This is a genomic window from Evansella sp. AB-rgal1 (assembly GCF_041820985.1).
Taxonomy (GTDB): Bacteria; Bacillota; Bacilli; order Bacillales; family Salisediminibacteriaceae; genus Evansella.
In genome coordinates this window covers 1-22,424 of the sequence record NZ_JBGUAU010000017.1, presented here as the reverse complement: position 1 = coordinate 22,424, position 22,424 = coordinate 1, and the positions used below count along the sequence as shown (strand labels likewise).

Annotated in this window: 18 protein-coding genes and 2 tRNA genes; 19 read left to right on the top strand and 1 reads right to left on the bottom strand. The window is 37.4% G+C overall.

Going from position 1 to position 22,424, the window contains the following annotated elements:
- Positions 1-953 precede the first annotated feature (953 nt).
- From ACERII_RS15170 to yihA, 13 genes are all read left to right on the top strand, one after another.
- Complete coding sequence (locus ACERII_RS15170; protein ID WP_373643427.1) at positions 954-2,084, top strand: GerMN domain-containing protein; 1,131 nt, start codon at positions 954-956, stop codon at positions 2,082-2,084.
- Positions 2,085-2,299: 215 nt separating this feature from the next.
- Complete coding sequence (rph, locus tag ACERII_RS15165) at positions 2,300-3,073, top strand: ribonuclease PH (RefSeq protein WP_373643425.1); 774 nt, start codon at positions 2,300-2,302, stop codon at positions 3,071-3,073.
- The gene (locus tag ACERII_RS15160; RefSeq protein WP_373643586.1) at positions 3,073-3,666 is read left to right on the top strand and encodes an XTP/dITP diphosphatase; all 594 of its coding nucleotides are present in this window, start codon (positions 3,073-3,075) and stop codon (positions 3,664-3,666) included. Before rph ends, ACERII_RS15160 begins: the two co-directional genes overlap by 1 nt.
- 29 nt (positions 3,667-3,695) lie before the next feature.
- Entirely contained in the window at positions 3,696-4,202 is a 507-nt protein-coding gene (locus ACERII_RS15155) for a metallophosphoesterase family protein (RefSeq protein WP_373643424.1), read from the top strand.
- Positions 4,203-4,267: 65 nt separating this feature from the next.
- Positions 4,268-4,341: transfer RNA gene (locus tag ACERII_RS15150), tRNA-Gly, on the top strand.
- 72 nt (positions 4,342-4,413) lie between these two features.
- Positions 4,414-4,490, top strand: a tRNA-Arg gene (locus ACERII_RS15145).
- 326 nt (positions 4,491-4,816) lie between these two features.
- Entirely contained in the window at positions 4,817-4,948 is a 132-nt protein-coding gene (locus ACERII_RS15140; protein WP_373643421.1) for a hypothetical protein, read from the top strand.
- 253 nt (positions 4,949-5,201) lie between these two features.
- A complete protein-coding gene (locus tag ACERII_RS15135; protein WP_373643419.1) occupies positions 5,202-6,254 on the top strand; it encodes a tetratricopeptide repeat protein in 1,053 nt (350 codons plus the stop codon).
- Between the two features lie 107 nt (positions 6,255-6,361).
- Positions 6,362-7,657 (top strand): trigger factor, encoded by a 1,296-nt coding sequence (gene tig / locus ACERII_RS15130; RefSeq protein WP_373643418.1) that lies wholly within the window; start codon positions 6,362-6,364, stop codon positions 7,655-7,657.
- A gap of 548 nt (positions 7,658-8,205) precedes the next feature.
- Positions 8,206-9,468, top strand: a complete 1,263-nt coding sequence (gene clpX, locus ACERII_RS15125) for an ATP-dependent protease ATP-binding subunit ClpX (RefSeq protein ID WP_373643417.1) — start codon at positions 8,206-8,208, stop codon at positions 9,466-9,468.
- 324 nt (positions 9,469-9,792) lie between these two features.
- The gene (gene lonB, locus ACERII_RS15120; RefSeq protein ID WP_373643416.1) at positions 9,793-11,478 is read left to right on the top strand and encodes an ATP-dependent protease LonB; all 1,686 of its coding nucleotides are present in this window, start codon (positions 9,793-9,795) and stop codon (positions 11,476-11,478) included.
- A gap of 405 nt (positions 11,479-11,883) precedes the next feature.
- Complete coding sequence (gene lon / locus ACERII_RS15115) at positions 11,884-14,199, top strand: endopeptidase La (protein ID WP_373643415.1); 2,316 nt, start codon at positions 11,884-11,886, stop codon at positions 14,197-14,199.
- A gap of 1 nt (position 14,200) precedes the next feature.
- Positions 14,201-14,791 (top strand): ribosome biogenesis GTP-binding protein YihA/YsxC, encoded by a 591-nt coding sequence (gene yihA, locus ACERII_RS15110; RefSeq protein ID WP_373643412.1) that lies wholly within the window; start codon positions 14,201-14,203, stop codon positions 14,789-14,791.
- A 163-nt stretch (positions 14,792-14,954) separates the two neighbouring features.
- Here yihA and ACERII_RS15105 read toward each other — a convergent pair whose 3' ends face one another.
- Positions 14,955-15,440 carry a LiaI-LiaF-like domain-containing protein gene (locus tag ACERII_RS15105; protein WP_373643411.1) on the bottom strand — a complete coding sequence of 162 codons (486 nt, stop codon included), beginning with the start codon at positions 15,438-15,440 and terminating at the stop codon, positions 14,955-14,957.
- Between the two features lie 322 nt (positions 15,441-15,762).
- On the opposite strand from ACERII_RS15105, the gene hemA reads away from it, so the two are divergent.
- The 6 genes from hemA to hemL all read left to right on the top strand — a co-directional run bounded on the left by hemA (position 15,763) and on the right by hemL (position 22,352).
- Positions 15,763-17,154 (top strand): glutamyl-tRNA reductase, encoded by a 1,392-nt coding sequence (gene hemA / locus ACERII_RS15100; RefSeq protein WP_373643409.1) that lies wholly within the window; start codon positions 15,763-15,765, stop codon positions 17,152-17,154.
- Positions 17,155-17,171: 17 nt separating this feature from the next.
- Positions 17,172-17,990 carry a cytochrome C assembly family protein gene (locus ACERII_RS15095; RefSeq protein WP_373643407.1) on the top strand — a complete coding sequence of 273 codons (819 nt, stop codon included), beginning with the start codon at positions 17,172-17,174 and terminating at the stop codon, positions 17,988-17,990.
- Positions 17,991-18,112: 122 nt separating this feature from the next.
- On the top strand, positions 18,113-19,048 hold the full coding sequence (gene hemC / locus ACERII_RS15090; RefSeq protein ID WP_373643406.1) for a hydroxymethylbilane synthase: 936 nt from the start codon (positions 18,113-18,115) through the stop codon (positions 19,046-19,048).
- A 55-nt stretch (positions 19,049-19,103) separates the two neighbouring features.
- Entirely contained in the window at positions 19,104-19,877 is a 774-nt protein-coding gene (locus tag ACERII_RS15085; RefSeq protein WP_373643405.1) for a uroporphyrinogen-III synthase, read from the top strand.
- A gap of 18 nt (positions 19,878-19,895) precedes the next feature.
- Positions 19,896-20,870, top strand: coding sequence for a porphobilinogen synthase (hemB, locus tag ACERII_RS15080; RefSeq protein WP_373643404.1), 975 nt, complete (start codon positions 19,896-19,898; stop codon positions 20,868-20,870).
- A gap of 192 nt (positions 20,871-21,062) precedes the next feature.
- The gene (gene hemL, locus ACERII_RS15075) at positions 21,063-22,352 is read left to right on the top strand and encodes a glutamate-1-semialdehyde 2,1-aminomutase (RefSeq protein WP_373643403.1); all 1,290 of its coding nucleotides are present in this window, start codon (positions 21,063-21,065) and stop codon (positions 22,350-22,352) included.
- The last annotated feature ends 72 nt before the right edge of the window (positions 22,353-22,424 follow it).

Sequence of the window (22,424 nt, the reverse complement as noted above, 5' to 3'; positions counted from 1 at the left end):
ATCAAGCGTGTTTTATTTGACAAAACCGAGGTGAAGAAGCGCTCGTTTGTCAATCAAGCGTGTTTTATTTGACAAAACCGAGATGAAGAAGCGCTCGTTTGTCAATCAAGCGTGCTTTATTTGACAAAACCGAGATGGAGAAGCGCTCGTTTGTCAATCAAGCGTGCTTTATTTGACAAAACCGAGATGAAGAAGCGTCCGTTTGTCAATCAAGCGTGTTTTATTTGACAAAACCGAGGTGAAGAAGCGCTCGTTTGTCAATCAAGCGTGCTTTATTTGACAAAACCGAGATGAAGAAGCGTCCGTTTGTCAATCAAGCGTGTTTTATTTGACAAAACCGAGATGAAGAAGCGCTCGTTTGTCAATCAAGCGTGTTTTATTTGACAAAACCGAGATGAAGAAGCGCTCGTTTGTCAATCAAGCGTGCTTTATTTGACAAAACCGAGATGAAGAAGCGCTCGTTTGTCAATCAAGCGTGCTTTATTTGACAAAACCGAGGTGAAGAAGCGCTCGTTTGTCAATCAAGCGTGCTTTATTTGACAAAACCGAGATGAAGAAGCGCTCGTTTGTCAATCAAGCGTGCTTTATTTGACAAAACCGAGATGAAGAAGCGCTCGTTTGTCAATCAAGCGTGTTTTATTTGACAAAACCGAGATAAACCAGCTCCAAATTGTCAAACTATGCCCTTCATATCGAATGAGTGGAAGCTTGCGAGACTCCTTGAACAACACATTTTCTCACTCATGAAGAGTAACCCCGGCCTACGTATCACATTCTTCACTTTTTTCCCAATCCTTCCAATCATTCCTCACAACAACCTAATATTCAGAAAACAAGAACTAAGCTATAAATTATAAAAAAATATAATTTTTCAAAAGGCTTGTTTATTTCTTGGTCTAAATTAGAGAATAGCTCGTATATATGATAGTACAAACTGTCAAGGAGGTAATGTAATGCGACGTCTAAAAACAAAATTAGGGTGGGGTCTTGCAATTGCTACAGCAATAACCCTTACAGCATGCGGCTCAGATCCAGTAGATGAAAATGTGTTGGAAGACATAGATCCACCACAACAAATAGAATTCGTTGATGCGGATGGTGAGCTTGTTGTAGAAGTTGATGGAGAAATGATAGGAGATCCAATGACGGATCTTGATGGAGATGGCACTGCAGATGAAGGGGAAGACATGGAAGAAAAAGGTGGTCCTGTCGAGGAAACGGTAATGCGTGAGCTGTACCTAATGGATAGAAATGGTTACGTTGCACCACAAACAATAAATATTCCAAGTGGTGAAAATGAAGTTGAAAAAACAATTGAATACTTAGTAAAAGGTGGGCCAGTAACAGATGTTTTACCGAATGGTTTCCAAGCTACTCTTCCATCTGGAACGGAGTTATTAGGTGTAGAAGTTGCAGCTGGAGTGGTAACACTCGATTTTTCAGAGCAATTTGAAGATTATCATCCGGAACAAGAATTACAGATACTACAATCATTAACGTGGACTGTAACACAATTAGATGATGTTGATAGAGTAAAACTAAAGGTAAATGGGGAAGCATTAGACGTTATGCCGCAAAATGGTACTCCAATTGCTAATGGTTATACTCGATCTCACGGTATTAACCTAGAGATGAGCGACTTTGCAGATCTATCTAACACGAAGTCTGTTATTGTATATTTCCTAAATGAAGTAGATAATCAAACATATTATGTTCCCGTTACCCGACGTGTTCCACAACAAGATGATGTATATCAAGCAGTCGTAGGAGAATTACTCAAGGGGCCGAATATGATGAGTCCTTTATTATCGGATTTTGATAGACATGTAGAATTATTGGATCAACCTGTATTGAGCAATGGCACTCTAACATTAAATTTCAGTGAACAACTGTTAAACAAAATGGAAGGGGAAGCTGTTTCTAATGATGTTATAAACATGTTGGTTTTATCCTTAACAGAACAACAAGAGGTCCAAAGTGTTTCTCTACAAGTAGATTCAAACGATAGTATTTTAGTAACAACAGGAGAAACGTTGACAGAACCTGTTGCTAGGCCAAATACGGTTAATACTGGTGAATACTAATTTTTTGTTGACATTTGAAATTCAATTCATAAAGAATTATCATTAAGAGGTTAGCGGAAACGCTGCCTCTTTTTGTCTGCAATAAAGGAACAATACTGTTATCTTCTTTACTAACGTAAAATATGACTGTAGTTCGTGATAAAAAAGAGATGCGTAAGGAAAAACATGTATATTTCAAAGAAACGACCTAGAAGATAAGTCTAAGGAGCGATTATATGAGACATGATGGAAGAGCAACAAATGAATTAAGAAAAGTTGAAATGATCACTGATTACATAAAGCACCCAGAAGGATCCGTTCTTATATCATTTGGTGATACAAAAGTAATTTGTACTGCGAGTGTGGAAGATCGTGTTCCACCCTTTATGAGAGGTCAAGGAAAGGGCTGGGTTACAGCGGAGTATTCTATGCTTCCAAGAGCTACAGAACAAAGAAATATTCGGGAATCATCAAAAGGGAAATTATCTGGTAGAACGATGGAAATTCAACGTCTTATTGGTCGTGCTTTGCGCTCTGTCGTTGATTTGAAGGCGCTTGGCGAAAAAACAGTCTGGATAGACTGCGATGTTATTCAAGCGGATGGAGGTACAAGAACGGCTTCTGTAACGGGGGCTTTTGTTGCAATGGCAATGGCTCTAAACAAGCTTGTAGAAACAAAAGCGATCTCTAAATATCCTATCAAGAACAATTTAGCAGCTATTTCCGTTGGGGTTGATGAAAAAGAAGGAGCAATACTTGATCTAAATTACGTAGAAGATTCCAAAGCCAATGTAGACATGAATGTCATTATGACTAGTGATGGAGAGTATGTTGAATTACAAGGCACAGGTGAAGAATCTACATTTTCTAGATCACAATTAAACGAGATGTTAGATTTAGCGGAAAAAGGAATCAAAGAGCTATTTGTTTTGCAACAAGAAGCAATTGGACCTGTTTCAGAAAAATTATCCAAGCAAAAATTGCAATCAAAAACTGAGGATCAATTATGATAAGCGAATTATTTATTGCAACGAAAAATAAGGGAAAAGTAGCAGAGTTTGAGACTTTTTTTGCTGAGATGAAAATTGAAGTAAAATCCTTGCTTGATTTAAACGAAGAAATAGATGTAGTAGAAGACGGACTCACATTTGAAGAAAATGCAATGAAAAAAGCGGAAGAAATTGGAAAGAAGATTGGGTTTCCAGTACTTGCAGATGATTCTGGGCTAGAGGTTGATGCACTAGATGGAGCGCCAGGGATTTATTCTGCTAGATATGCTGGAGAAGGAAAAAATGATGAGGAAAACATGAATAAATTGCTTGAAGAATTATCTGGTGTGGAAAAAGATCAACGAACAGCACGATTTGTTTGTGTATTAGCAATTTATATCCCTGGAAAACCTACGAAAACAATTCGTGGTACTTGTGAAGGTATAATAGCTAAGGAACAAAAAGGTGAATATGGATTTGGATATGATCCTGTTTTTTATTTGCCAGAGCACGGGAAAATGATGGCTGAATTGGAAAAAACAGAAAAAAACACCATAAGTCATCGAGCTAACGCCCTAATAAAATTAAAAGAACAATGGGCGAACTGGTTTTGAACATATAATTTTGATTGGAGAGGTATTTGTTGAAGGCTTTAATTATGAGTGATAGTCACGGATGGACACAAGAAGTTTTAGAAATAATTCAAAGACATGAACATGAGATCGATGCAATTTTTCATTGTGGTGATTCTGAACTTAATTCTGATTCACCAGAATTGAAAAGTATGAATACCGTTAGTGGGAACTGTGATTTTGGGTCTGATTTTCCTAATGAGATTACAGAAGATATAAAAGGTTATCGTTTTTTTGTTGCTCATGGTCATCTTTTAAATGTAAAGATGACGGAGATGAACTTGCTTTATAAAGGAAAAGAAGTAGGAGCACAAATTGTTTGTTTTGGTCACACACATATTCCTGTCGTGCTCAAAGAGGATGGGATAATTATCCTTAATCCAGGAAGTATACGACTTCCTAGACAATGGAATGTTGGTACATATGCTATTGTAGAAGCGGAAGATGAACAAATATCAGTAACTTTTTATTCTGTAGATGGAACGGAACAAAAAGAATTAAGTAAAAAGTTTTTATAAACTGTTGACATTTTCTTTAGGATTGTATATATTAATTATTGTCGCTGTTAATTATACAGTCCAATGCGGGTGTAGTTTAGTGGTAAAACCTCAGCCTTCCAAGCTGATGTCGTGAGTTCGATTCTCATCACCCGCTCCAATAATTTTCTAGTAAGTCAGTTACGAGCAACACATTCATGAAAATGCTAAGCGTTGTTTCCTATTATACTATGTCCCAGTAGCTCAGCTGGATAGAGCATGGCACTTCTAATGCCAGGGTCGGGAGTTCGAATCTCTCCTGGGACGCCATACATACAATAAGCGTTTATTACGAATGAAATTCGTAGTGAGCGTTTTTTTTATTTTTTTTCGAAAGCCGGAAGTACTATTTAGTGCTTAAGGTAAAACAAGTAGGCAATGGCTAATGAAAAATATGGAATACAATTCAATAAATTAGCATTACTAGATAGTCTGATACATGTATTTTCAGGGTAGCCCTATACAAGTAAGTGAAAAAACAAAAATTAAAATGTACCTCCTTCTACATATTCCTGTATGATCGAAGCCATATTAAACAGAGAGTACTTCATCTTTATGATGGTACGCTAAGTAAATGTGTTAAGGAGGTCATGAATATGAATCATGAAAGAAATGAGCAGAATAAAGCCATTCAAAAAGGTCAAAATTCAAAAAAACGTATGGAAAAAGAGAAAGCTTCTGGTTATGGAGATAAAAAGCTTGAGGGGCCAAACAGACCATCAGAGTAATAACTTCACCTATTTTTAATAAGTGAAACAATACTTAAATAGCTGTAGCGAATGGAGAGCGCATGATGATTGTTCATGCGTTTTTTCATATCTCTATTCAAAAATAATTAAATTCACAACATGGAGAGTTGTTTAAAGCATCTATTTCTACTAGAAAAATTACACAAGGAAAAATGAAATATATTTGTTTTTCGTTTGGGGTATTGGTAAACTGAATGGAAGAATAAATGTTACTGAAAGGTGGGGTGAGTACGTGGGGAATAAGTCAAATGGGAATGACGACAATAATGTGATCCTCTTTCCTGGCTTAGTATCAAAACTTATTGAGAAAGGCATGTCTTCTTTAAAAGAAAAGAAATTTTATGATGCTCTTCAATATTTTCAGGAATCTACGGAACTAGAGCCCACCCACCCTCAGGCTCGGTACGGACTTGTTATTACTAACATAGAATTAAATCGTTTAACAGAAGCGAAGAAACATTGTGAGTCAATGCTTAGAGAAGGAATTGGTCAGTATTATGAAGTTCTACAAGTATATGTTTCTATATTAATCCAACTCGGAGACTATCAAGAGGTGGAAGTATTATTAGAAACAGTTATTTCTGAAGAAAAACTGCCAGCTAAAATGGCAGAGTCATTTTACCAACTACTGAATTTTTCAAGGCAAATGACAAAGCCTTCTGTAGAGAATGAAGAAGAGCCGAATTTTGAGGAAACATTGGAAGAGGTTGGAAAGAAGGAAGAATGGTTACACTTATTAGAGCAAGGTGAATTAGATCAACAATGGGGAGCAATCCAAAAGCTTAGCCAAATAAATAGTAAAGATGTGGAAAAAGCTTATAAATCATTTTTACTAGGAGATGGAAATCCGGTACTGAAAAGCTACATACTTCAAATGCTAAAAGAGTTAAACATAAAAGGTACTATCGAAGTACATAAGTTTGGTGAGACTTTCACTGTTGATGTAGATTCATTAGAAGATGTTTTTCATGAGCAATTTGGTACGAATGTAATAAAGAAATTAGATGAAGAATTAGGGCAAGATAGTCCATCTTTGTTTGAAATGGTTCAACAAGTATGGTGGCATTTCTTGTTTGCACTTTATCCAAAGGCTCCTAAACCTACAAATGAATCTATTTGGGCCGCATCCTTACATATGTTAGGTACTATATTAATGAATGATCCACAGGAGGTGCATGAAATAGCAGAAAGGTATTTAGTAAGTGAAGAAGAAGTTACCAAAGCAGTGCAACAAATGAAAGAAATAGAGTCACACCTTTTCATGAATAGTAGTGAAAATACATAATAGTAGAAATCGTTGAAAAGCCACTAGCTTGTGTTATAATATAAGGGTTGCAAAAAATGATTCGATAAAAAAGTATTCTTTTTTTGATTTTGGAGGGAAAGTATAATATGACTGTTAAATGGGAAAAATTAGAAGGTAACTCAGGCGTTCTTACTGTGGAAGTAAGCAGCGAACGCGTGGATACAGCTCTAGATGAAGCTTTTAAGAAAGTAGTTAAAAAGGTAAATGTACCAGGATTCCGTAAAGGAAAAATTCCACGTAAAATGTTCGAACAACGTTTTGGAGTGGAATCACTTTATCAAGATGCATTAGATATTCTTCTTCCACAAGCTTATTCTGAAGCTATTGAAGAGTCTGGAATTGAGCCAGTTGACCGTCCTGATATTGACATTGATACAATGGAACAGGGTCAAAATCTTGTTTTTAAAGCAACTGTTACAGTAAAACCAGAAGTAAAGCTTGGTGATTATAAAGGTTTAGAAGTAGAATCACAAGACGTTACTGTTACTGATGAAGATGTAGATGCTGAAATTAAGCAACTTCAAGAAAGACACGCTGATTTAGTAGCTATTGAAGATGGAGAAGTAGCAAACGGTGATACTGTTGTTATGGATTTTGAAGGTTTTGTAGATGGGGAAGCTTTTGAAGGTGGAAAAGCGGAAAACTATTCCCTTGAAATTGGTTCTGGTCAATTCATTCCTGGATTTGAAGAGCAGCTTGTAGGAACAAAAACTGGGGAAGATGTAGAAGTTAACGTGGAATTCCCAGCAGAGTATCATTCGGAAGAATTAGCAGGTAAGCCTGCATTATTCAAGGTGAAAATTCATGATATTAAGCGAAAAGAGCTTCCTGAGCTTGATGATGAATTTGCAAAGGATACAGATGAAGAGGTTGAAACGTTAGACGAATTAAAAGGGAAAATTCGTGAAAAACTAGAAACTTCTAAAAATCAACAAGCAGAAAACGAAAAACGTGACACATTAGTAGAAAAAGCTTCAGAAAATGCAGAAATTGATGTTCCTGAAGCAATGGTTACAACGGAAACGGACCGTATGTTACAAGAGTTTGGTCAACGTTTACAATCTCAAGGTATGTCTTTAGACATGTATTACCAATTTTCGCAAACAGACGAAGAAGGAATGAAAGCACAATTCCATGATGATGCTGAAAAACGTGTACGTATGAATTTAACGTTAGAAGCTATTGGTAATGCAGAAAACTTGGAAGTATCAGAAGAAGATGTTGATAAAGAAATCAATCTTATGGCTGAAACATACCAACGTACTGCAGAAGAAATTAAACAAATCCTTGCTATGCAAGGTGGAGTAGATACATTAAAGAACGACTTAAAAGTTCGTAAAGCGATTGATTTCTTAGTAGAGAACAGCAAAGTAGCTGAGTAATCTTTCAATAAAAAAAGAATTGGGGCAAGGCATGAATATTTCATGCCTTGCTTCTATACATAATGGTCTAAATTGAATTATTTGTAGAAAAAAGTGTTATACATACTATTCACGTCACTTTTTGCGCAATGATCATCTTGAATGGAGAACTTGTACCATTTATATGCCTGAATTCGCCTTATTATGATTGTAAAAAAGGTTATAAGATAAGCCTTATTTTTATACGATTAAGTAACTATTCCATTTTGTGAAGAAATGCAAATTATTTGACAGAGCTTCCCTTGTGATATATTCTTGTGGAAATATATTAATCGTAAAAACAAGGTTTTCTATTCAGAGATTATTTAAACCTATGGTACAATCCAATTAAAGGTAGACGTTTTCTGCTTACTTGTTTTTGTATTCTTTTGAAACCATTGTACAGTTGAAGTGATTAAAAAAACGTTCAGCAAGGTACAATGTAAATAGGTTATATCTAGTTGGGATAAGAAAGGTAATTATCTTGATAAAGAGTTCCGTTCTTAATTTTACTGTAAGGGGTGAACGTAATGTTTAAATTTAATGAAGAAAAAGGGCAACTTAAATGTTCCTTTTGTGGAAAAACACAGGATCAAGTAAGAAAACTTGTTGCTGGTCCTGGTGTTTATATATGTGATGAGTGTATTGAGCTGTGCACTGAAATTGTAGAAGAAGAATTAGGTAGCGAAGAAGAAGTGGAGATGGAAGACATTCCAAAACCACAAGAGATTCGTGAAATCTTAAATGATTATGTTATTGGTCAAGATCAAGCGAAGAAGACGCTGTCTGTTGCCGTATATAATCATTACAAACGTGTAAATTCCACTCAAAAAAATGATGAAGTAGAATTAGCAAAAAGTAATATTTGCTTAATAGGTCCAACAGGTAGTGGTAAAACATTGTTAGCACAAACATTAGCTAGAATCTTAAATGTGCCGTTTGCAATTGCTGATGCTACTTCATTAACGGAAGCAGGTTATGTTGGGGAAGATGTTGAAAATATCTTACTAAAACTAATCCAAGCTGCCGATTACGATGTAGAAAAAGCAGAACGTGGAATCATTTATATTGATGAAATTGATAAAGTTGCTAGAAAGTCTGAAAATCCATCCATCACTCGTGACGTATCCGGTGAAGGTGTTCAGCAAGCTTTATTGAAAATTCTTGAAGGAACGACAGCTAGTGTTCCTCCACAAGGTGGACGTAAACATCCACATCAAGAATTCATCCAAATTGATACAACAAATGTACTATTCATCGTTGGTGGTGCCTTTGATGGTATTGAACAGATTATTAAACGACGTCTTGGTAAGAAAGTAATTGGTTTTGGATCTGAAACATCTGCTGAAGATCTAAAAGAAGGTCAATACTTAGCTAAGATTCTTCCAGAAGATTTATTAAGATATGGTTTAATTCCTGAGTTTATTGGGCGTTTACCAGTTATTTCGAGCTTAATGCCTTTAGATGAAGCAGCTTTAGTAGAAATTTTAACGAAACCGAAAAATGCTCTTGTTAAACAATATCAAAAGCTTCTTGAATTAGATGATGTAGAACTTGAATTTACTGATGATGCTTTGCGTGAAGTTGCAAAGCAAGCGATTGAACGAAAAACGGGTGCACGTGGACTACGATCAATCATTGAAGGAATCATGCTCGATGTTATGTATGAACTGCCATCGAGAGAAGATATTGCTAAATGCTTAATTACAGATGAAGCTGTTCGTGACAAAAAGCGGCCAATTCTTGAATCTCAAGACGGAGAAATCATCAAAGAGCCAAAAGAAAGCGCGTAATAGATAATTTGTTGAACCACTGACCTTGTGTTAGTGGTTTTTTATTTAGCAAACAATTTTTTGACCTTGTTGTTTTCCGTAAGGAGCTGGAAAATGAGTTGCAACGGAAAATAAAGCGCTGTTGTTTTCCGAAAGGAGCTGGAGATGAGGTGGAATGAAAATAAACCGTACAAACCTCACCCTAGGGCATAATAAGAACCTCATTAATGGAAAAAAACGACATCCGAGATTAACAATTATTCCCTACTTTCATTTTTACAAATGATCTTGGATATTCAGGAAATACTAATCAGCACAACGAAAATTTAGTCAGGAGGGTAATTAATGAGTTTGACCGGAATGGCTTTCTTTATCCAGCTCTTTTTTGGTATTGTGATCGGTCTTTACTTTTGGAATCTGTTGAGAAATCAGCGCACACAAAAAGTTTCTATTGATAAAGAATCGAAAAAGGAATTGGAGCAACTGCGTAAACTACGCTCTATTACTTTGAGCGAACCATTATCAGAAAAAATTAGACCTCAATCCTTTGATGATATTGTTGGTCAAAAAGATGGAATTAGAGCACTACAAGCAGCAATCTGTGGGCCAAATCCTCAGCATGTTATCATCTATGGCCCCCCAGGAGTTGGAAAAACTGCTGCTGCAAGGCTAGTTTTAAATGAAGCAAAGGTAAACCCCAATTCACCATTTAAGCATACATCTGTATTTGTGGAATTAGATGGAGCTACTGCAAGATTTGATGAACGAGGAATTGCTGATCCTTTAATAGGGTCTGTACATGATCCTATATATCAAGGTGCAGGAGCGATGGGGCAAGCTGGAATTCCTCAGCCGAAAAAAGGTGCTGTTTCTAAAGCACATGGTGGTATTTTATTTATTGATGAGATTGGGGAACTTCACTCCATACAAATCAATAAACTACTTAAAGTGTTAGAGGATAGAAAGGTTTTCTTAGAAAGTGCCTATTACAGTGAGGAAAACGAACAGATTCCTCCACATATCCATGATATTTTTAAAAATGGAATGCCTGCAGATTTTCGCTTAATAAGTGCAACAACGAGGTCACCAGAAGAAATCCCACCAGCGATACGATCTCGGTGTATGGAAGTGTATTTCCGACCATTAACACCATTAGAGATTATTACTGTTGCGAAAAAAGCAGTGGATCGTATTGGAGTAAAAGCAGATGACAATGTTTATGAGCTAACTTCACAATATGCGTCAAATGGGCGTGAAGCAGTTAATATTATCCAAATTGCTGCTGGGATGGCTTCAAGTGAAGGAAGAGATAATATATCTGTGAAAGATATTGAATGGGTTATTTATTCTAGTCAGCGTTCGCCGAGACCGGAGAAGAAGATTCATAAAGAAGATAAAGTAGGGTTTGTAAATGGATTAGGTGTATTTGGTCCAAATATGGGATCAATTTTAGATATAGAGGTTACTGTAATAGAAAATAAGGGAAAAGGATCATTAAACATAACAGGTATAGCGGAGGAAGAGACTTCTGGAAGTCAAACAAAGCAAGTGAAGCGGAAAAGTATGGCAAGAGGATCAATAGAAAATGTTCTTACTGTATTACGGAACATTGGTGTAAATACATTCGATTATGATATCCATGTTAATTTTCCAGGAGGTATTCCAGTGGATGGCCCTTCCGCAGGTATTGCAATGGCCACAGCTATTTATTCAGCCATTCATAAGCTCCCAATTTCTTATAAAGTTGCGATGACGGGTGAGTTAGGAATACATGGCCATGTAAAACCAATTGGTGGTGTCGTAGCCAAGGTTGAAGCAGCGAAACAAGCAGGCGCAACAGAAGTTATCATTCCAAAAGCCAATTTTCAATCTATATTACAGGACTTCGAAGGGATTCGAATTCATCCAGTAGATACATTAGATGAAGTGTTCCGTCTTTCCTTCGTTAATCCAGCAAAAGAAGAAGAATTAGAAGATAGTTCTACACTACCAGCAGCGGCTTCTTTTGCATTAGGACAGTCAGGGGTCTAATTAAATTAGGCCCTCCTTTCCTTTCACAGCTCGGAAGCTCCCCTAGCAAAGAAGACACCGTGAAGAATGAATGGATGTCGTACTTATGCACTTGGTTAGAAGCAAGCAGGCTGGAGCGAATGGAATACAAACCAACAAAGTTAGTCATACTAGCTACGTTTGAACTACTATAAACCCACGTATTTTCAGAGTAGACTACACCATTGTTAGACAAAGACGGTTCTATGATATAAAATTGAACAAGACTAAATTGTTATGAATTGACAAACATTTTTTTATACTTTAATGATTGATTAACTAGACTATAGGAGTAAAGTATAAGAAAATCTAAGACTTTCGCCATGATGACTTGGTGATAAGCCAAGTTTTTCTAATAGATTGGTTTAGGGAAAGGTGTGAATACATATGAGTACAGATTCTCTGAAACGACTCCCTTTACTGCCGTTAAGAGGTTTGCTTGTTTATCCAACGATGGTTTTACATCTAGATGTTGGAAGAGACAAGTCGGTACAAGCGTTAGAACGTGCGATGGTAGAGGAGCATGAAATTTTTCTAGCAACACAGAAAGAAATATCGATTGATGAACCTGGGGAAGAAGATGTTTATTCAGTAGGAACATTAGCAAAAGTAAATCAAATGCTAAAGCTACCGAACGGAACAATCCGTGTTCTGGTGGAAGGAATTCAGCGAGGTACAATCGAACAGTTTGAAGAAAAGGAAGAGTACGTTGAGGTTGAAGTTAATCTTCTAGACGAGCGTCAAGAAGCTACTGTAGAAGAACAAGCGTTAATGAGAAATGTTCTGGAGCAATTCGAGCAATATATTCATTTATCTAAAAAGGTTTCTCAAGAAACATTTGCAACTGTTTCTGATATTATCGAGCCTGGACGCCTTGCGGATATTATTGCATCTCATTTACCTTTAAAAGTTGTCCAAAAACAGGAAGTATTGGAAATCATTAATCTTGAGGATAGACTTACTAAAATTCTTCAGATACTACGAAATGAAAAAGAGGTATTAGGTCTAGAGAAGAAAATTGGACAACGAGTGAAAAAGTCCATGGAAAAAACGCAAAAAGAATATTATTTGCGTGAACAGATGAAAGCTATCCAAAAAGAATTGGGTGACAAGGATGGCAAAGAAGGAGAAATAGACGAATTACGTTCAAAAATTGCCGATGCAGACATGCCAGAGTCCGTAGAGGAAAAAGCGATAAAAGAGTTAGCACGATATGAGAAAATGCCTGCAAGCTCTGCGGAAAGCTCCGTCATTCGCAATTATATTGATTGGTTAGTACAGATTCCATGGAAACAAGAAACTACAGATATGCTAGATATTCATCGCTCAGAAAAGATATTAGACGAAGATCATTATGGGTTAGAAAAAGTAAAAGAGCGAGTTCTGGAATATTTGGCTGTACAACAGCTAACGAAAGAACTAAAAGGACCGATTCTATGCCTAGCAGGACCCCCAGGAGTGGGGAAAACATCGTTGGCGAGATCTATCGCTCGTTCTTTAGGGCGTAACTTTGTTCGAATCTCTTTAGGGGGAGTTCGTGATGAAGCAGAAATCCGTGGTCACCGACGTACGTATGTTGGAGCAATGCCAGGGAGAATTATTCAAGGGATGAAAAAGGCAGGTACACGAAATCCTGTTTTCCTTCTAGATGAAATTGATAAAATGGCAAGTGATTTCCGTGGAGATCCATCTGCCGCAATGTTAGAAGTATTAGATCCAGAACAAAATAATAGCTTCAGTGATCATTATATAGAAGAAGCATATGATTTATCGAAAGTAATGTTTGTGATGACTGCGAACAATATTGGAGCAATTCCAGCACCATTAATGGATCGTATGGAAATTATTCATATTGCAGGCTACACAGAAGTTGAAAAACTAAACATTGCACAAGAGTATTTACTTCCAAAACAGGTGAAGGAACACGGATTAACAAAAGGGAAATTACAAGTAAAAGAAGAGGCACTATTGAAGGTTGTACGCTATTATACTCGTGAAGCTGGGGTTCGTAATTTAGAACGTCAAATGGCGACGATTTGCCGAAAAGCAGCAAAAATCATTGTTTCCGGAGATAAAAAGCGTGTGGTTGTAACAGACAAAACGATTGAAGAGTTACTTGGAAAACCGAAGTACCGTTACGGAAAAGCAGAGTTGGAAGATTCTGTAGGCGCAGCAACAGGGTTAGCTTATACGACTGCTGGTGGAGATACGTTAATGATTGAGGTATCTTTAGCTCCTGGTAAAGGGAAGTTAACGTTAACAGGGAAACTAGGAGATGTAATGAAAGAATCTGCTCAAGCTGCTTTTAGTTACATTCGTTCTAAATCAGAGGAGTTATCAATAGACCCTGATTTCCACGAAAAAAATGATATTCATATTCATGTACCAGAAGGAGCAGTGCCAAAGGATGGACCTTCTGCTGGTATTACAATGGCAACAGCACTTATTTCTGCATTAACTGGAAAAGCTGTTCGTAAAGAAGTAGGGATGACAGGTGAAATTACGCTACGTGGGAGAGTACTTCCAATTGGTGGATTAAAAGAAAAATCCATGAGTGCACATCGTGCAGGCTTAACACACATTATCATGCCAAAGGATAATGAAAAAGATTTAGAAGATATTCCCGAAAGCGTAAGAAAAGATTTAACCTTCATTCCTGTGTCTCATTTGGATGAGGTATTAAAAGAAGCGTTGGTGAAATGAAATGAAAATTAATAGTGCAGAAATTATCATAAGTGCAGCGAAACCACATCAATTCCCTGAAGGGCCCTTCCCAGAAGTGGCCCTATCAGGTCGTTCGAATGTTGGAAAGTCATCGTTTATCAATACAGTTCTTGCTAGAAAAGGATTGGCTCGAACATCCCAGCGCCCTGGAAAAACACAAACGTTAAATTGGTATTTTATTAACGAACGATTTCATTTTGTAGACGTTCCAGGGTACGGCTATGCGAAGGTGTCTAAATCAGAGCGTGAAGCGTGGGGCAGAACGATGGAAACGTATTTCCAAGAACGAGAACAACTAAAAGGAGTTGTTCAATTAATTGATATCAGACATAAACCTTCGGAGGATGACATTATGATGTATGAATGGTTAAAGCATCATAAACATCCAGTATTAATAATCACTACAAAAGCAGATAAAGTACCTAGGGGAAAATGGGACAAGCATATGAAGATCATAAAAGAAGAGCTTAACATGGACCCTAGTGATACGATGGTCGCATTTTCTTCCGAGACAGGACTTGGTAAAGATAAAGCTTGGAGAGAAATGAGCAAACTACTATTTGGTGAATAAGTAAATAAAGAAACCAGGGTGTTAGGGTGCACATTAGAAAAAGGGAATAAGTAGACTTTCCTTCTTCTATTGCCACACTAAGAACCCTGGTTTTTTATTAAATGGTAAGAAAGTATAACATTTTTGGACTTTGAAAGTTGTCTAGGCATGCGCCTTTGGTAACTTACTTTCTTCGAAAAAACAATAGATAAACCCCAATACCAATAAAGATGATTGGCCAAAACGTATCAAATGTAGAGAAAAACGTTTGAATCCATGTAGTAACTTGATAGGAATAGAGTGCAAATAAAGATATAATAAGTAGGATTATTCCCGGAACGATTCCATCTCGCTTAGTAACAAAGTGCTTCATAAAAAATGCAATGCTTACAATCAGAGTAATATATCCCCAATGATAGCTCCACAAATGAAACGTGTGAATTCCATGGAAAAATACTCCTAAACCAAGCAAAATCGTACCGGAAAATATTTTATTGTCGTCCCGGTTAGAATGTCCTTGAAAAGCAAGAACGAACCCTATAGCAACTAAAATGGATGGCCATGCAAACAAACTATCAGAAAATGGGATAGAAATTTGAAATTGTTTTAATAGATAATAAAGTCCTACAAGAATTAAAATAATGCCTGGTATAACATTGTTTCTTTTCATGATAATCTCCTTTGTTTTAGGCTCTGTGAAAAATCAATACAACACTTAACTAAGCCTTGTTCTAAAATAGTAATAAAATAAAATACTAAAAATTTCCTGAATGGTTACAATAAAACAAGAACACTATTTACATACATATATGTTAATTAATAACAAGGTTGTCACAGAAAGTTCACAAAATAACTTGAGCATTTTTTGTGACTTTTGTAATAAAAATGTTATAATTTAAGACGAGTTAATTTGAATTATTCTTATTAAATATAAATTATTAGAAATATATGGTAACAAGGATACTGTTTGTAAAAGTCATGGGGGTGAAGGCATGCATATCCTGGTAACTAGTTTGAATTATAAAACAACTCCAGTTGAAATACGAGAAAAATTTACCTTTCAGGACGATTTGGATCATGCTTTAACAAAGCTCCGACAATCAAAAAGCGTGCTAGAATGCGTAATTATCTCTACCTGTAATCGTACAGAATTATACGTCGTAGCAGATCAGCTGCATACTGGACGTTATTATACAAAAGTATTTTTATCTGAATGGTTTAACATTCCTAAAGAAGAGTTTGCTCGGTATCTTGATATTCGCGAGGATGAGCATGCTATTGAGCATTTATACCGCGTTTCCTGTGGGTTAGATTCCATGGTGCTAGGTGAAACACAAATATTGGGCCAAGTACGTGAAAGCTTTATGAAAGCGCAAGAAAATGGCACGACGGGAACATTATTTAATGAATTATTTAAGCAAGCTATCACATTAGCAAAACGTGCACACTCAGAAACGACCATTGGTGAAAATGCCGTTTCTGTTAGTTATGCAGCAGTGGAGTTAGGGAAAAAAATCTTTGGTGATTTCACTGATAAGAAAGTACTTATTTTAGGTGCTGGAAAAATGAGTGAATTAACTGCGAAGCATCTGTCATCAAATGGGGTAAATGATATTACGGTGATGAATCGTACGAAAGAGAAAGCGGAAGACCTAGCTAGAAAGTTTAGTGGCAGTGCAATAGGGATGGAAGAAATGGAGTCTTCCATTATATCTACGGATATTTTAATTAGCTCCACGGGTTCAAGAAACTATGTTGTTACGAAGGACGCTGTAGAGAAGTTAGCGAAGAAACGAAAAGGTCGACCATTATTTTTGGTTGATATTGCCGTTCCACGAGATTTAGATCCTGCTTTAGCTGAAATAGATAACGTCTATTTATATGATATCGATGATTTACAAGGCATTGTTGCTGCGAATTTAGCAGAGAGAAGAAGAGAAGCAGAAAAAATAGAATTGATGATTGAAGAAGAGTTAATCCATTTTAGTCGCTGGATTGATACTCTCGGAGTGGTTCCGGTTATTACGGCACTTCGTACGAAAGCAATGTCAGTTCAAGAGGATGCTATGGAAAGTTTGCAAAGAAAGCTTACAGATTTATCAGATAGAGAAGTGAAACTTATTCGTAAACATATGAAAAGTATCGTAAACCAATTATTACGAGACCCAATATCTGCAGTGAAGGAACTCCCTGAGGATCAAAACTCAGAAGAGCTTTTACAATTTATTACGAAAGTGTTTGCATTAGAGAAGGAAATGGAAGCCCAAGGCCGTATTCCATCTTACGGAATACAAATTAATAAAGCAGAAAGAGAATGGAATCTACAAAAACGAAAAGCCAAAGTAGCTTTTAAGAAGAAAGAGGCAGTCGCCCGCTCTATATAAAAGAGGGGAATACGATAATGTTCATTCATATTTTATATCTTATAATAATTGTCATATACGCATTGAGCGTACTAGGGTATTTTATTGATTTCATACAAAACAACCAGAAGGTAAATCGAATTGCCTTCTGGTTGCTTTCTATTGTCTGGGTGCTTCAAGTTATTTTTATTATAATTCGAACGATAGAATATAACCGTCTACCTGTTATGACAACCTTCGAAGGTATGATATTATATTCATGGATATTAGTAACCTTCTCATTAATAATAAGTAGACTTTATCGTGTGGAGTTTTTAGTTTTATTTGTAAATCTTATAGGTTTTGCCATTATGGCCATTAGTTTATCCACCCCAGCTGGTGATGTGTCTCCTCAACTAACGGAAATCATTATAATGGAACTGCTAGTTATTCATGTAGTCATCCTTCTTTTATCCTACGGAACGTTTACTCTTTCCTTTGCATTTTCCTTTCTATACACTCTACAACACCAAATGCTAAAGAAGAAGCGTTGGGGAAAAAGAATGGGGCGAATCGGAAATCTAGATCGTTTAGAGCGATTTTCCTATCTGTTTACTCAGATTGGTTTTCCACTTATGCTTTTAGGTATTATATTAGGTATAGTATGGTCATGGGTGAAATTTGGGATGATTCCATGGCTAGATCCAAAAGTTCTTACATCATTTTTAGTATTACTCGTGTATGGTATATATTTGTTTCAGTGGGTTGTAAAAAAAAGACGAGGCTATACACTAGCATTACTAAATGTGGCTGGCTTTCTTGTATTATTAATTAATTATTTTTTATCTAGTTCTTTTTCCGATTTTCATATGTGGTAATAGAAAACAGAGGAAGAAGGGTTTGCTTAAGAAAATCTAGATTAGCACATTACTGATAGAGGATGTAACTACTCTGTTTTTCGAAAAAAAGGTTGCATTCCACGAGGTATTTGGAGGGTATTATGAGAAAAATTGTTGTTGGTTCGAGAAAAAGTAATTTGGCTATGACACAAACAAAGTGGGTTATTGAGCAGTTGAAGGCTCAAGGGCTTCCTTATGAGTTTGAGATTAAGGAGATTGTAACGAAGGGTGACAAAATTTTAGATGTGATGTTATCTAAAGTTGGTGGTAAGGGGTTATTTGTGAAAGAGATTGAGAAGGCGATGTATGATGGGGAGATTGATATTGCGGTTCATAGTATGAAGGATTTGCCTGCGGAGATGGCTGATGGTTTAACGATTGGTGCTGTTCCGAAGCGAGTGGACCCTCGTGATGCGTTCATCTCTAATAGTGGGGAGAAGTTGATGGAGCTTCCTGCTGGTTCTGTTGTGGGAACTAGTAGTCTTCGTCGTTCTGCTCAGGTGCTTGCGAAGCGTCCTGATTTGGAGATTAAATGGATTCGTGGGAATATTGATACGCGTTTAAAAAAGTGTCGTGAAGAGGATTATGATGCGATTATTTTAGCTGCTGCTGGCTTGGAACGTGTTGGCTGGACGAATAATGATATCGTGACGGAATTTCTTGAGCCTGAGGTTTGCTTACCTGCGGTTGGGCAAGGTGCGTTAGGTATTGAGTGTCGCGCGGATGATACTGACTTACTAGAGTTGTTGAGTAAAATCAATGATCCTGATACAGAACGTACCGTAACTGCGGAACGGTCTTTCCTTCATACTGTGGAGGGGGGCTGCCAAGTACCTATTGCGGGATATGCTACGTTATTAGAGAATGGTAAAGTTTCGTTGACGGCTCTTGTTGGATCTCCTGATGGTAAGCAGATTTTCCGTGAAAAAATGGTAGGATCTGATCCTGTGGCGATTGGTAAGGAAGTTGCTACGAAAGTCTTGAATCAAGGAGCAAAAGAAGTGTTGGATAAAGTGAAGGAAGATCTTGGTTTGTAGAAAACAAGAATGGGGGCGCCTTGCGCTTTTCGTTTAAGTTTAAGGAAGTGATTACATGGATTTTCCACTTCAAGGTGTTCGTATTTTAAATACGAGAGCAGCGCATCAAGCTGCCCCTCTTACTTCGCTTCTAGAAAGTTATGGGGGAAGTGTGTTAGAACTTCCCCTCATTTCTATGAAACGAACAGAGGATTTGCATCCGATGATAGATGCATTACATAATATAGAGGATTATGATTGGATTATTTTTACTAGCGCTAATACTGTTCAGTTTTTCTTTGACTTAATAGAGGAAGAAGGAATCGACCGTGTTTTGTTTGCTAGGATGAAGGTTGCAGCTGTTGGGGAAAAAACAGTCAAAAAGCTGGAGTCGTACGGTGTTCTTCCTCATTTAGTTCCTAGTGTGTACGATGGGGAACATTTGGCAGATGACTTGCTATCGAAGTTGCAAGGAGAAGAAAGGGTGCTTTTTCCTCGCAGCAATTTGGCGAGAGACGCTATTGTTAGTCGATTAAGAGGTAGAAACATTACCATTGCTGACCCGGTGTTGTATGAAACAAATTATGAAATGGATGATAAAAAGCGGCTACGAGAAGTATTATCTAGGAATCATCTTGATGTCATAACATTTACTAGTCCATCCACAGTTCATTCCTTTTTTTCGCAATTAGGGAAAGAGGTCGAGCTTGGATCTGTTCAATTTGCAGTTATTGGGGATATTACAAAAAATGCTTTACAGAAATATGGGGTAGATAACATTATTGCTCCTAAGACATTTACGATACAACATATGGTGAAAGAAATTATTACTACACTTAGTGAAAAATAGTGTTTGGGAGGTATAAAAATGGTTCAATTTAGACGTCATCGTCGATTGCGTAGAACAGCAGGAATTCGTAATATGGTTCGAGAAACGCATTTACATAAGGAAGATTTGATTTATCCTATTTTTGTGAAAGAGGGAGAAAATATCCAGAATGAGATTCCATCCATGCCTGGTGTTTACCAATGGTCTCTTGATCTAGTAGATCGCGAAGTGGAAGAAGTTGTTGGTTTAGGTATCCCATCGATTATCGTGTTCGGAATTCCTTCTGAAAAAGATGATGTTGGTTCCTGTGCGTATGATACGGAAGGAATTGTCCAGCGGGCCATTCGTCAAATTAAGGGAAATCATCCGGAATTAACGGTGATTGCTGATACGTGTCTATGCCAATTTACCGATCATGGGCACTGTGGTGTGATTGAGGATGGGTATGTCCAAAACGATGAGACCCTCGTTTTATTAGCGAAAACTGCTGTATCGCAGGCGGAAGCGGGAGCTGATATTATTGCGCCTTCTAATATGATGGATGGATTTGTAGCAGCGATTCGTCAAGGGTTAGATGAAGCAGGATTTGAAGATATTCCTGTGATGAGTTATGCAGTGAAATATGCTTCTTCGTTTTACGGACCGTTCAGAGATGCTGCCCATAGCTCACCGAAATTTGGTGATAGAAAAACATATCAAATGGATCCTGCAAATCGTTTAGAGGCACTTAGAGAAGCAGAATCAGATATTGAAGAAGGAGCAGACTTCTTAATCGTGAAGCCAGCGTTATCTTATTTAGATATTATTCGTGATGTGAAGGATCGCTATCCGTTACCTGTTGTTGCCTACAATGTAAGTGGAGAATACTCCATGGTAAAGGCTGCAGCATTACAAGGTTGGGTTGATGAGAGATCAATCGTATTAGAAAAACTCGTAAGCATGAAGCGTGCAGGAGCTGATTTGATCTTAACATACTTTGCTAAAGACGTAGCAAGATGGTTGGAGGAAAAGTAGGTACGTATTGATGAAATGAATGATTGTGTGCTTGCGTTTGAGGAGGCTCAGCAACTTCCCACAGGAAAGGAGTGGACAGAAGCGAATGGAATACAAACCAACAAAGTTAGTATTTCTAGACATTCTGATACACCTATTTTCAGGGGAGACATAATAATAGAAATCATTTTGTTGAAAGGTGGTTTAATTTAGATGACATGGGAAAAATCAACAAAAGCATTTGAACAAGCAAAAAAAGTAATGCCTGGTGGAGTAAACAGTCCAGTCCGCGCTTTTAAATCCGTAAAAATGGATCCAGTTTTTATGGAGCGAGGAAAAGGAGCTCACATTTGGGACATTGATGGAAATGAATATATTGACTATGTACTTTCTTGGGGCCCCCTTGTATTAGGACATGCTGATGACCAAGTAGTAGAAGCGTTAAAGGCTGCTACAGAAAAAGGTACAAGCTTTGGAGCACCAAGTGAGCTAGAAACAAAATTAGCGGAACTTGTGATTGAACGTGTACCGTCTATTGAGGTAGTACGTATGGTTAACTCAGGAACGGAAGCAACGATGAGTGCCCTACGTTTAGCTCGTGGTTTTACCGGAAGAAATAAGATTGTAAAGTTTGAAGGCTGTTATCATGGACATGGGGATTCACTTCTCATTAAAGCTGGATCTGGAGTGGCTACTTTAGGTCTTCCCGATAGTCCGGGAGTACCCGAATCTGTTGCTCAAAATACGTTAACTGTTCCTTATAATGACTTGGAAAGCTTACAGTTAGCGTTTGATTCGTATGGAGATGATATCGCAGCTGTTATTCTTGAGCCAGTTGCAGGAAACATGGGTGTTGTTTTACCAGAACCTGGATTTTTAGAGGGAGTTCGTAAAATGACGGAAGATCATGGTTCGTTAATGATATTGGACGAGGTAATGACTGGCTTTCGTGTAGGTTACCAATGTGCTCAAGGGGAATTGGGAGTGACACCTGACTTAACTTGTTTAGGAAAAGTAATTGGTGGAGGTCTCCCTGTTGGTGCTTATGGTGGGAAGCGTGAAATCATGGAACAAATTGCTCCAGCTGGCCCTATTTATCAGGCTGGAACGTTATCTGGTAATCCGTTAGCGATGACAGCAGGATACGAAACGTTGAGCCAATTAACTCCGGAAAGCTATGAGGAGTTTGATCGTTTAGGAAAACGGTTAGCTGATGGTTTAGCAGAAGCTGCAGCCAAGCATAATATTCCTCATTCTATTAGTCGTGCTGGATCCATGGTGGGGTTCTTCTTTACAAATGAGAAGGTAACAAACTATGAGAAGGCAGCTTCTTCTGATTTGGACATGTTTGCAACGTACTTTAAGAAGATGCTAGAGCAAGGAATCTCTCTTCCACCTTCACAGTTTGAAGGTATGTTCTTATCAACGAAGCACACAGATGAAGACATGGATAAAACGATAGCAGCAGCGGAGAAGGCGTTTGAATTTATTGCGGGATCTTAGGTTGGATTTTTCGATCAATTATGGTCTGTTGAAATATATAATATAGAAAAAATAGAGAGTGAAAGGTCTAAA